Genomic DNA, 12,009 nt, shown 5'->3' with positions numbered 1-12,009 from the left:
AAAAATAAGATTAGGAGAATAAAGATGACAATTAACCAAATTGAATTAGAAGAACTGTCTGTAGGCGCTGATTATGAAAAGGTAGCGAGTAGATTTCGTCCAGTTTTTGAAAAAATTGCTCAAGGTGCAATTCAACGAGAAAAAGAACGAATCTTACCTTTTGAACCGATTCAGTGGTTAAAAGAACTGAAATTAGGTGCGGTACGTGTACCTGTTAAATATGGTGGAGATGGGGTGTCATTACCGCAACTTTTCCAGCTTTTAGCAGAGTTAGCACAAGCAGACTCGAATATTGTGCAAGCTTTGCGTGGACACTTCGCTTTTGTTGAAGACCGTTTAGTTGCCCATAAACAGCATTCGCAGGAGGTTTGGTTTCAGCGTTTTGTACAAGGTGATTTGGTCGGGAACGCATGGACCGAAGTTGGAAATGTACAGATAGGTGACGTCGTTACACGAGTTACCAAAGATGCTTCGGGCAACTTGGTGGTGAATGGTGAAAAGTACTATTCAACTGGAAGTATCTTTGCAGATTGGATAGACCTATTTGCTTATGATGAAGTGAATGATCGCCATGTAATTGCTGCTATTTATCGCCATGAAACAGGGGTAAGTGTGATTGATGATTGGGATGGTTTTGGTCAAAAGACAACGGGCAGTGGTACCTTAAAAGTACATCAGGTTCATTTACCAGCTTCACATCTCATTCCATTTGACCAACGTTTTAAATATCAGACTGCTTTTTATCAGGTGGTACACCTTGCAACCTTAACCGGGATTGCGCAGGCAGCTGTAGAAACTTTTAGCCAAGAAATTCGTGAGCGAAAACGTATTTTTAGTCATGGTAATGGTGATCTGGTTCGTCACGATCCACAAGTTTTACAAGTGGTGGGTAAAGCCTCTGCTCAAGCCTACGCAAGTCAGGCGATTACCTTAAAAACAGCAGAAGCTTTACAAAAGGCTTATGAAAGTCACTTTAGTGAGTTAGAGGTGAAAGAACATCAGTTTAATGTAGATGCTGAGCTTGAGTCCGCACAAGGGCAGGTGGTGATTTCTAACTTGGTACTGGATTTAACCAGCCAATTATTTAATGCTTTAGGCGCGTCAGCAAGTAGTCAGGTCAAGCAACTCGACCGTTTCTGGCGTAATGCGCGAACAGTGTCTTCACATAATCCACTTATCTATAAAGAAAAAGTGATTGGTGATTGGGAAGTGAACCGTACTGATTTGCCTTTTGTCTGGCAAATTGGAGCAAGCCCACGGGCAAAGTCTGCATAAAATAAAAAAGCCGATGTTTCATCGGCTTTTTTATTAGGTCTGGCTTAAACGTTTGGTATTTAAATAAAGCCGTGAGAGTAATAAAACACAAGCAATGCTTAAACCAATAATCAAACCCAGCCACACACCAGCCACGCCCCAATGGGTATAACGCGCCAAATAAAGTCCTATAGGGAAAGCAATTACCCAATATGCCATAAGCGTAATCCACATAGGTGCTTGAGTATCTTGCATACCTCTTAAACAGCCTGCGGCACTTACTTGTAATGCATCCATCAACTGATATGCCATTGCAAACCAAAGTAAATACATCGCAACAGGAGCTACGTTTAAGTCTTGAGTATAAATCGAGATAATTTGTTCACGGCCTAGAGCAATAAAAGTCATGGTTAATATGGCAAAAAATATTGCTGTGCTCAGACCAATCTTTTGTACCTGATACATTGCAGCCCAGTTCTTTTCACCATAATAAGTACCGACACGGATGGTTAAGGCAATCGCAAGTGAAAGCGGAATCATAAACAGCACGGAGGTAACGGAAATTGCGACTTGGTGTGCGGCAATAAACACTTCTCCAAGTGGGCTAAGGACCAATGCACCTGTACTAAAAATACTAATCTCAAAGAACACAGCTAAGCCGATTGGTAAACCAAGCTGTAAAATTCTTTTAACTAAAGCCATATTAATTTTATCAAATCGGCCAAAAATAGACGTGTTTTGATAAGCCGAAGCTTTATAAATATAACCAGCTAAAGTAATCAGCATTAACCACTGTAAAATGGATGTTGCAAAACCACAGCCAGCGCTACCTAATGCAGGTATTGGTCCTAATCCATGCATAAAAATCATGTTAAGAGGGATCAATACAACTAAAGCTAACATGCTAATAGCTGTGACAGGGCGTGGATGGCCTAATGCTTCTGAATAGCCACGTAGCGCTGCGTACATGGTCACAGCTGGCATACCCAAACCAATTGCATGCAAGAATAGACTTGCTTTAGGTCGTAAGCTCTCTGGTACACCGAACACATGCAAGAAAAACGGCATAAGCTGCAAAATGAGCATTGCCAGTACACCTAAAATGACGGCAACCCATAATGACTGACGAACAACGACAGGGATCTGCTCTGTATTTCTTGCGCCTTTTGCTTCGGCTACCAAGGGTGTAGTTGCAATCATAATGCCGCTGAACAGGAGCATGATTGGAACCCATAAACCGACCCCTACAGCAATTGCTGCTAAATCGGTTGCAGATAAATGCCCAGCCATAATAGTGTCAATTAACCCGAATCCTGCTTGAGCAAACTGGGTAATTAAAATCGGTAGCATTAAGTGGAAGAGTTGTTTTAGTTCAGACCGAAAAGATGTGACATTCGACACAAAAGGTACTCTTTATAAATATAAAAATGAAGCTAACGCTGCAAAGTGAGTAGCACACCGACAAAGATGATGACTCCACCAAGAAACCGTTGCCATGTAACAGGTGTCTTTTCTGTACCTAACCAACCAAAATGGTCAAGCAACATTGAAATGAGCAATTGTCCAAAAATGACTAAACCTGAAAAGGTTAAAAAACCAAGTTTAGGTGCAGTATAAATGCTCATGCTAATTGCATAAACCCCAAGGAATCCCCCAGTCCATAGAATCCATGGAATATTTGATATTTCACTTAAAGTTGGCTTCTCGGCACTTTGAAAGAAAACCATGATTGCTAAAACAATAGTTCCTACTAAAAAGGATAAGAGGGCTGCTTGTAAAGGGGTGTGCAACTGTTCTCTGAGTTGGGTATTGATGGCAGTTTGAAAAGCCATGGCAATACCGATTCCCAGAGCTAAGGGCAAAAATAGGAAAAATTGGCTAGAGAATTTCATCATTTTTATCAGTATTTAAGTATCTTTAAAAACAGTCTAAAGCAATTAAGGTATGTTTTCATAAGCCCATTGATGCAGTCATGTTAAAATAGAAATATTGTGTAAATTGGACCTGTTCCTTGGCTGTATTAAACCCTGCTTCTATCCCTTTATCTTTATATATCCACATGCCTTGGTGTGTGCGTAAATGTCCATATTGTGACTTTAACTCGCATGCCGTACCAGACGGAGCACTTTCTTCAGAACTCGAGCAAACCTATTTAAAAGCTTTGGTAGCTGACTTTGAAACTCAACTAGAGATGGCACAAGGGCGTTCGATTCACAGTGTATTTATTGGTGGTGGAACACCTTCACTCATTTCGGCACAGGGTTATGTGTGGCTATTTGCAGAGCTTAAATCATTGCTTAAGTTTGAAGATGGCTGTGAAATTACCTTAGAGGCAAATCCAGGAACGGTAGAGCATGACCCGTTTTCAGGATATTTAGAGGCAGGCATTAACCGCTTGTCTATTGGAGTCCAGAGCTTTGATACCAATCATTTGCAAAAGCTTGGACGTATTCATTCTGCAAATAATGCAATTGAAGCGATTCAACAAGCAAAACAGGCTGGCTTTAAGCGAGTGAATGTAGACTTAATGCATGGTTTACCTGAGCAAACGCTAGAACAGGCGCTTTACGATCTACAGTTAGCTGTAGAAAGTGGCGCAACACATATTAGTTGGTATCAACTCACTATTGAACCTAATACCGTTTTCTTTCGTACCCAACCTGTTCTACCGCAGGATGAAATGCTAGAAGACATTCAAGAGCAGGGTGAGGCATATCTTAAGGCAAATGGCTTTATAAATTATGAAGTTTCGGCATGGCGTAAAGAGTTGCCTTCAACACACAACTTAAATTATTGGGAATTTGGCGATTATCTTGCGATTGGTGCAGGCGCACATGGCAAAGTTACACGACCAGATGGGGTGTACCGTTTCCAAAAGACGCGTTTGCCAAAAGACTATTTAGCCAAGGTTCCAGCTGAACATTTGCAAATGAAAAAGATTGAAGCAGAAGAGCTACCATTTGAGTTCATGATGAATGCTTTGCGTTTAAATGATGGTGTAAAAGGTGAGTTATATGAACAACGTACAGGTTTAAGCTTGGATGATCTAAATGAGGTACTCACTTCTCTAAGAGCTAGAAAACTACTGGTAGATGATGTTTCCCGTTTAGCTTGTACTGAGCAAGGCCATATTTTCTTAAACTCAGTGCTTGAAGAATTTTTATAATTAAACAAACTAAAAAGCCGCGTCATCAGATGCGGCTTTTTTATTTTAGCGAGTGGTATAGCCACCATTTGCAAAAATAGTTTGACCAGTAATCCACCAACCGTCGGTCACTAAAAAGCGAACTAATGGCTCAATATCTTCAATTTTAGTAAGCCCGCCTAAAGCTGAAGCTGATTTATGATAAGCCACTGCTTCGGCAGATTCCTGACCATAAAAGAACGGTGTATCCATAGGTCCAGGTGCAACAGCAGTCACAGAAATCTGGCGATCTCCAAATTCTTTTGATGCAGCGCGGGTGTAATGCTCAACAGGGGCTTTTAAGCCTTCATAGGTTGAGTACAGCCCAGTGTAGGCTGCAAGAAGCGAAGTAACGATTGAGCAGATTTTTCCGCCGTCATTTAAATGTCGACCAGCCGACTGAATAAAGAAATAGGCAATTTTTGAGTTGATATCGCTCATGCTATCAAACTCTTGTTCTGTGGTTTCCAAGAAGGATTTTTTCAAAACCTTACCAACCGTATTAATAGCAATATCAATTCCACCAAAATGCTGTTTGGTGTCTAAGAAGAGCTTTTCGATATTATCAATATGCGTTAAGTCTGCCTGAATTAAAACGGCATCTACGCCTAAAGCTGTTACATCTGCGAGCGTCTGCTCTGCATCAGCTTGAGTTTCCGAACTATTGTAGTGAATTGCGATTTTTGCACCTTGTTCTGCAAATTTACGGCTAATGAGTCCACCTAAGTTTTTTGCACCGCCTGTAATCAGTACAACTTTATCTTTAAGAGTATGAGTTGCCATGATGATTGTTCCTATGATGACTTGTTCTAATGTGTTTTTAGTCTAGATTGGCGGTAATTTTTGATCAATTGTGCTAGTTTGGTTTAACTATTCAGAAAATACGAACAATTAAATGGATCGGTTGCAGCAGTTTTTTATTTTTACGGAAGTCGCTAAACGACAAAGCTTTAGTGAAGTGGCAAATCAGCTCGATTTACCTCGATCGACAGTGACCAGTGCTATTCAACAGTTGGAAACTCACTATGGTGTTCGGCTATTTCATCGCACCACTCGTAAAGTAAGTCTTACGCAAGATGGGCAAAGGATATTGCCCGAGTGTCAAAATCTATTATTTGATTATGAGCAATTAGAACAACTTATACAGACGCAAAAGCAGCATTACCGCGGCACACTAAAAGTTTCAATGCCCAGCCGAATCGTGCATCAAGTCATTATTCCAGAACTTCCCGATTTTTATAGCCGCTATCCAGATATCCATTTACAACTGAATAGCTCTGATGACATCACTGACTTGATCGAGAAAGGGATTGATTGTGTTGTTCGGGTGGGGCAGCTAGACAATAGTAGTTTGATCGCGAAATTCGTTGGCAACTTGATTATGGTGAACTGTGCAAGTCCCGATTATCTGGAACATTATGGTATTCCTGAACAATTAGAACATCTATCTCAGCACAAACTTATTAACTACGCAGGAGCGGTAGGGGAAAAACAAGGCGTATTTTTATATCAAGATGGAACAGTGATGATGGACAGTGCCTTGAGTGTGAATAATACAGAAGCCTATATTGCTGCGGCTTGTGCGGGCTTAGGGATTATTCAACTACCTTACTATGATGTTCAGGATAAAATTGAGCAAGGAACTCTGATTGAAGTGCTAAGTGCATATACTGCTCAGTCATTGCCACTTAATATTTTATATCCGAACCGAAGTTATATTCCTAAACGGTTAGAAATTTTTATGGAATGGGTTAAAGAGGTTTTATATAAGAAATGTATCGTCATCTTTTAGTCATGAAACTAAAATACGATAACAATAAAAAAAGCCTCTCGCAGTGAGAGGCTTTTTAGAATTTGGTGGGTCGTCCGCGATTCGAACGCGGGACCAACGGATTAAAAGTCCGCTGCTCTACCAGCTGAGCTAACGACCCAAATAGGTCAAAACAGATAAGTGGTGGGTCGTCCGCGACTCGAACGCGGGACCAACGGATTAAAAGTCCGCTGCTCTACCAACTGAGCTAACGACCCGTATCGTTTTGATGTCGCGTATTTTAGCAAGTTATTCAACTAACACAAGAGGTAAATCAAAAACATTTGCATGATTGCCTATAAAAAGCACGATTTCCTCTTGTTTAGCTAAAAAATGAACTAAAAACGGTATTTATATGCCTGAATATTGTCAAAAATTTCAGTTGTGACGTCACAATAACTGTTCGCACCAGGTAATAAAGCGAGTAAACGTTCAGAAGTTTTGCCTGGATTAAACGAATCTTCCTTCAATTTATTCTTTTGATATTTAAAAGTACCTGTTGTTTCAACTTTAGCCTGCACACGTAAAAACACGGGTACTGCGTAAGCCGGTAGGCATTTTTTAAATATCGTTACCATTTCTGTTAAATCAGACTCATTTAACTCAGCACCATCAGCAAGTGTGATTGCTGCCATACCAGCACGACCATTGGTATTTGGAATTTCTACACCATAGACCACTGCTTCAGCGATCTTGTCGTATTCACAAACCATGTTCTCAACTTCAGTCGTAGATACATTTTCGCCTTTCCAGCGGAAGGTATCTCCTAAGCGGTCAACAAACTGAGCATGACGGAAACCAATATTACGAACAAGGTCACCTGTATTAAAATATGAATCACCTTTTTTAAAGATATCTTGCATAATCACAGATTTATTCTTTTCAGGATCGGTATAGCCATCGAAAGGAAAGCGACTGGTAATTTTGCCTACAAGCAAACCAACTTCACCTGCTTTAACTTTTTTACACCAGCCATTTTTATCGCGTACAGGCTCATTCTTTTCTTTATCAAACTGAATGACCGCGTATGGCATAGGAGAGAAGCCTACGGTGTTGTCAAAGTTAAAAATATTACTAAACCCGACATTACCCTCACTTGATGCATAAAGCTCAAGAACTTCTTGGACACCAAAGCGTTGTTTGAACTTATCCCAGATGTTTGGACGCATGCCATTGCCGATCATTTTGGTTACGCGGTGGGCACGGTCAATTTCTGTAGTAGGGGCATCCATTAAATAGCGGCAAAGCTCTCCAACATATCCAATTGCAGAGGCATTAAATTTCTGAACATCTTTCCAGAACGCACTGGTTGAATATTTACGTCGAATTGCAAGGGTAGAACTTCCCGCAATCACCCCACACCAACACACAACCACACCTGTTGCATGGTAAAGCGGTAAGGTTACATACATCACATCATCTGGACCAAGGTTCAAAATGTGCCCATAGGTGCCATATGCCAGCGTCCAGCGACTATGTTTGAAAACAACAGCTTTTGGTAAACCTGTTGTGCCAGATGTGTAAATATAAAATAGACCATCATTTCCATGAACAGAATTTGTGGTTGATGGATTAAATTTTGGAAACTGATCAATTTCTTTTGCAAGATTGGCATAACCTTGAGGCGCTGTTCCCTGATCTTGACGTGTAGCTTGATCTGCAAACCAATGGAAACGATCTTTAGGAACATTTAGGTCCTGACGGATTTCATCAATTGCAGTTCGAACTTCTTCCCCAGCAATTAAAGCAATTGGCTTTACAAGGTTAATGCTATGAGAGAGCACTTTACCGACTTGTGAAGTGTTAACCAGCGCAATAGTTACCCCAATTTTAGCTAAACCTACAATCGTGGCAATAAGCTCAGAACGGTTCTCAACCATTACGGCAATCACGTCACCTTTACGCGCCCCGAGAGATAGATAATAGTGAGAAATCTGGTTAGCCCATTCATTTAAAGCTTCATAAGAATAACTTTGATCTTCAAATAATAATGCAATACCTTGCGGATTTCGCTTAACAGCTTTTTCAAAAGCTACACCTAATCCCGTTGGTGTATTTGCTGTTCTTAAGTAAGCCTGTTTAAGACCATTCAGGATATGGGGTACTTTGGGGATGAAGCTAGGAAGTCTTGTTGCAACATCACCAAGCGTAATGATATCGGTCTGTGTTGTCTGGCTCATATCAATCCTATTTATTTTTCGATCAATCCAAAAAAGGTTGCGTTGGCAAAAGTACAGTATTTTTCATGGTTCACCATGCTTTTAAAACTTTTCTTCTAGTGCAATCAACCTAATTGGTTAAAAATAACAAAAAAAACCTAGTCATCGAAATGACTAGGTTTGTTTAAATTAGCTGCAATTGAGCAAATGATTTACTCAGCTACAGGATTTGCTTTCTTTGGTGGACGACCACGAGGACGACGAGGAGGGCGATTTGGTTTGTCCAGATCTGCCTTAGAATCTTCTGATTCAACCTCTGCATTAGCTTCTACTGGTGCTACAGCTTGTTCAGTGGCTGCTTTGGCTTTCGCTCTCGGTTGTTTCACAGCCGGAGCTTCAACCACAGTTGTCGCTGGTGCTTCTTCTGCGTTTGTTTCACTTTGCGCTACTTCAGCCACCTGATCAAGCTCAAGCGGTTGTTGTTTTGACTCAACAGGTGCTTGCGTTTCAGCAACAGGAGCAACAACAGTTTCTTCAACAACCGGAGCTACAGGAGCAGCTTCTTCTGGTGCAGAGTGTTGTTGTTTAACTTGCTCAAAAGCTTGTTCAGCAGCAAGTTTTGCTAAACGACGACGCTCACGTGGATCATTAGCAACACGTGGTGTCGACTCTTTTTGTGGCGTTAAGGCAAGTACAGGCGCAGGCTCTGCTTCTTGTGATGGTTTGTTGCTTGGAAGCTCTGCATCACGAGTAACAGGCTTCTTGTCTTCAGCATCAGACGCAACTTCTGTTACTAGAGTACTTGCGTACTGTTCTGCAAATTTTAGCAATGCACGATTAAACGTTGGAACTAAACCAAACTGTTCAATCAATACTGTGCAGTCTTCACCATAAACATGACGAATCAAGCTACCAATTGTGTATTGCGCCAAAGTTGGAATTTGCGATGGGGCAATAGACGGTACCGCAGCTTTAGCACGTTTTGCGTTGCGTTGTTCACGGCGACGCATGCGAGGATCATTACTCGCACGTTGAATTTGCGGTTGATTTTTGTTGTGTGCTGGAGGAGGAGGAGTTTCTTCTGCTTCAGCAGTTACTGCCTCTTCTACAACAGCAACAGGTGCTGGAGCTGGCTCTTGAACGACTTCAACAACAGGTGCTGTTTCAGTACGTTTAACAGGCTGCTCAGGAGTTAAAGCGATAATTTCGCTTTGTGCCTGATCAACATTGATCACTAAGGCTGTATTCATGACTTCATGCTTTGGAGCATCAATCAAATCAACCTTAATTTGTTTCTCATCAACAACTACTGGTGCCGGCGCATTTTGATTTTCATTTAATACGCTTGGATCGCGGTGGCGATTTGGACGGTTCGGACGTTGTTGATTATTACGGTCACGACGCGGCACGGCATTTTCAGTTTGTTGTCCATCATTTTGATGTTGTGGATGTGGCTGATCAGGGTGCGGACGTTTTTGTTGACGTTTTAACTCACGTTGTTCTTGACGTGATAACTGTACAACTTCTTCATGAACCTGTTGTGGTTGTTGCTGCTGTTGTTGTGGCTCTTGAGTATGGTGATGTTGTTCACGTTGCTCTTTGTGCTTACGTTTTTTGTTGTTTGGACGTTGTTGTACTTTCTCGTCTTTTTCAACATTCTCACGAACTTCCTGTTTAGCAGGCGATTGCGAAATATAAGCATTGTTAGATGGCGCCGAAACAACTTCAGCAACTGCTGGTACTACGACTTGCCCAAACTGGCCACGGCTGACAGCGCCAGTATTCACCATTTGTTCAATTGACGCAGCAGCGTTCTGTGCCGAACGAGATTGGTCAACAGTTTTAGCTTGTTTTTGAACAAAAAGGTTCTCTAACCATGCACAAGGGCTCGCTGCTTTTTGAGTACTTGGTTGAGCAGTAGAAGGTTGAGCTGGTTGATTTACTTTCTTTTGACCAGCTGTGTTGTTTGCAGCAGGAGCTGCATGAGTATGGCCATGATCTGCTTCTTCTAAGTGCCATTCAGAAGATTCATAACCTAACTCTTTCTCGCTTGAACGAGTTGCTTCAGTACGCTCATAGCTAGATGGTGCAAATCCATCTGGATTGTACTGAATTTCATAATGAGGTGTTTCTAAGTGTGGGTGAGGTAAAATAGTCACACGAACACTAGAAGTTTGTTCTAAATAAACAAGGCTATGGCGTTTTTCATTGAGTAAGAACGCTGCAATTTCAACAGGAACTTCTACTTGTACTTCACCATGACGTTCACGAAGTGCAATTTCTTCTACTTTACGCATAATTGAAAGCGAAAGTGAGCGTAAGTCACGGACCATACCTGTGCCATGACAGCGTGGGCAAACATATCCAGTTGCTTCTTCAAGTGATGGACGTAAGCGTTGGCGGCTCATTTCCATTAAGCCAAAACGAGATAATTGGCCAAACTGGATACGCGCACGGTCGCTTTGTGTTGCTTCACGAAGTTTTGCTTCAACCATGCGTTGGTTGCGTTCTTTAGTCATGTCAATAAAGTCGATCACAACTAAACCGCCAATGTCACGAAGACGAAGTTGGCGAGCAATTTCTTCTGCTGCTTCTAGGTTTGTATTAAGCGCAGTTTCTTCAACGTCATGTCCACGAGTCGATTTCGCAGAGTTAATGTCGATTGAAACTAAAGCTTCGGTCTGGTCAATTACGATTGAACCACCAGAAGGAAGTTTTACTTCACGCTCGTAAGCAGTTTGAATTTGGCTTTCAATACCAAAATGAGCAAATAATGGCTCGTTTAAAGTATAAGTTTTAAGTTTGTCTAATTGACGAGGCATAACTGCTTTAACAAAGTTATACGCTTCGTTATAGGCTTGTTCACTATCAATTAAAATTTCTGCAACGTCATCACGTAAGTAATCGCGGATAGCACGAGTTACTACACCAGCTTCTTGGTGAACAAGCATTGGAGACGGGCCAGAACTTGCTGTGCCTTGGATTTGTGCCCAAAGGTCAAGCAAATGTTGTAAATCTAACTGTAATTCTTCTTGAGTACGGCCAATACCTGCGGTACGCACAATAACACTCATGCCGCGAGGTAAATTTAAAGAAGCTAAAATTTCTTTTAATTCTTCACGTACAGAACCTGAAATTTGACGGCTAATACCACCGCCTTTCGGGTTGTTTGGCATAAGAACCAAATAACGTCCTGCAAGTGAAATGAATGTAGAAAGGGCTGCGCCTTTGTTACCACGTTCTTCTTTTTCAACCTGAACAAGTAATTCAGTACCTTCAGTGATGAGTTCACGAATGTTTGAAGTTTGTCGCGGGTCTGCTTGGAAATAGCTGTTCGCAATTTCACGCATAGACAAGAAGCCTTGACGACCTGCGCCATATTCAACAAACACAGCTTCTAAAGAAGGTTCTACGCGGGTTACATGGCCTTTATAGATATTGGATTTTTTCTGTTCTCGGGTACGATTTTCTAAATCAAAATCGTAAAGATGATTACCAGTGATAAGTGCAACGCGGACTTCTTCTGCGTGAGTTGCATTAATCAACATACGTTTCATGGGTGTGACACCTAATAGTGACCCACACAAACATATCGCACAAAC

At 41.4% G+C, this 12,009-nt stretch carries 8 protein-coding genes and 2 tRNA genes; 3 read left to right on the top strand and 7 right to left on the bottom strand.

Features of this window, described 5'->3' with window-relative positions; translation table 11 throughout:
* The first annotated feature begins 24 nt into the window (after positions 1 to 24).
* Positions 25 to 1,275: an acyl-CoA dehydrogenase family protein gene (locus tag RMB03_RS01940; protein WP_311073449.1), complete on the top strand. Its 1,251-nt coding sequence runs from the start codon at positions 25 to 27 to the stop codon at positions 1,273 to 1,275.
* A gap of 33 nt (positions 1,276 to 1,308) precedes the next feature.
* Here RMB03_RS01940 and abeM read toward each other — a convergent pair whose 3' ends face one another.
* Positions 1,309 to 2,655 carry a multidrug efflux MATE transporter AbeM gene (gene abeM / locus RMB03_RS01935; RefSeq protein WP_311073446.1) on the bottom strand — a complete coding sequence of 449 codons (1,347 nt, stop codon included), beginning with the start codon at positions 2,653 to 2,655 and terminating at the stop codon, positions 1,309 to 1,311.
* Between the two features lie 32 nt (positions 2,656 to 2,687).
* Positions 2,688 to 3,149 carry a DMT family transporter gene (locus tag RMB03_RS01930; RefSeq protein WP_005037083.1) on the bottom strand — a complete coding sequence of 154 codons (462 nt, stop codon included), beginning with the start codon at positions 3,147 to 3,149 and terminating at the stop codon, positions 2,688 to 2,690.
* Between the two features lie 116 nt (positions 3,150 to 3,265).
* Between RMB03_RS01930 and hemW the strand changes: the two genes are divergently transcribed.
* Positions 3,266 to 4,420 carry a radical SAM family heme chaperone HemW gene (hemW, locus tag RMB03_RS01925; RefSeq protein ID WP_311073441.1) on the top strand — a complete coding sequence of 385 codons (1,155 nt, stop codon included), beginning with the start codon at positions 3,266 to 3,268 and terminating at the stop codon, positions 4,418 to 4,420.
* Positions 4,421 to 4,465: 45 nt separating this feature from the next.
* Here the strand turns inward: hemW and RMB03_RS01920 are convergent, their stop codons facing one another.
* Entirely contained in the window at positions 4,466 to 5,221 is a 756-nt protein-coding gene (locus RMB03_RS01920) for an SDR family oxidoreductase (RefSeq protein WP_003654681.1), read from the bottom strand.
* A gap of 112 nt (positions 5,222 to 5,333) precedes the next feature.
* Here RMB03_RS01920 and RMB03_RS01915 point away from each other — a divergent pair, with 112 nt between their 5' ends.
* The gene (locus RMB03_RS01915) at positions 5,334 to 6,230 is read left to right on the top strand and encodes a LysR family transcriptional regulator (RefSeq protein WP_311073438.1); all 897 of its coding nucleotides are present in this window, start codon (positions 5,334 to 5,336) and stop codon (positions 6,228 to 6,230) included.
* 63 nt (positions 6,231 to 6,293) lie between these two features.
* Here the strand turns inward: RMB03_RS01915 and RMB03_RS01910 are convergent.
* From RMB03_RS01910 to RMB03_RS01895, 4 genes are all read right to left on the bottom strand, one after another.
* A tRNA-Lys gene (locus RMB03_RS01910) sits at positions 6,294 to 6,369 on the bottom strand.
* A 21-nt stretch (positions 6,370 to 6,390) separates the two neighbouring features.
* A tRNA-Lys gene (locus tag RMB03_RS01905) sits at positions 6,391 to 6,466 on the bottom strand.
* Positions 6,467 to 6,586: 120 nt separating this feature from the next.
* On the bottom strand, positions 6,587 to 8,428 hold the full coding sequence (locus RMB03_RS01900; RefSeq protein ID WP_005037075.1) for a long-chain-acyl-CoA synthetase: 1,842 nt from the start codon (positions 8,426 to 8,428) through the stop codon (positions 6,587 to 6,589).
* A 191-nt stretch (positions 8,429 to 8,619) separates the two neighbouring features.
* Positions 8,620 to 11,964 (bottom strand): Rne/Rng family ribonuclease, encoded by a 3,345-nt coding sequence (locus tag RMB03_RS01895; protein ID WP_311073435.1) that lies wholly within the window; start codon positions 11,962 to 11,964, stop codon positions 8,620 to 8,622.
* Positions 11,965 to 12,009 lie beyond the last annotated feature (45 nt).

The organism is Acinetobacter sp. V91_7 (assembly GCF_031799075.1).
In the GTDB taxonomy this organism is placed as follows: Bacteria; Pseudomonadota; Gammaproteobacteria; order Pseudomonadales; family Moraxellaceae; genus Acinetobacter; species Acinetobacter calcoaceticus.
Note: the sequence above shows the minus strand (reverse complement) of the source record. Positions and strands in the feature narration are given on the sequence as shown.

What these genes read in the sequence shown, in the direction of transcription:
- RMB03_RS01940 (WP_311073449.1), top strand. Translation starts at nt 25, where the DNA reads ATGACAATTAACCAAATTGAATTAGAAGAACTGTCTGTAGGCGCTGAT.
- RMB03_RS01915 (WP_311073438.1), top strand. Translation starts at nt 5,334, where the DNA reads ATGGATCGGTTGCAGCAGTTTTTTATTTTTACGGAAGTCGCTAAACGA.
- RMB03_RS01895 (WP_311073435.1), bottom strand. Translation starts at nt 11,964, where the DNA reads ATGAAACGTATGTTGATTAATGCAACTCACGCAGAAGAAGTCCGCGTT.
- RMB03_RS01900 (WP_005037075.1), bottom strand. Translation starts at nt 8,428, where the DNA reads ATGAGCCAGACAACACAGACCGATATCATTACGCTTGGTGATGTTGCA.
- RMB03_RS01920 (WP_003654681.1), bottom strand. Translation starts at nt 5,221, where the DNA reads ATGGCAACTCATACTCTTAAAGATAAAGTTGTACTGATTACAGGCGGT.
- RMB03_RS01930 (WP_005037083.1), bottom strand. Translation starts at nt 3,149, where the DNA reads ATGATGAAATTCTCTAGCCAATTTTTCCTATTTTTGCCCTTAGCTCTG.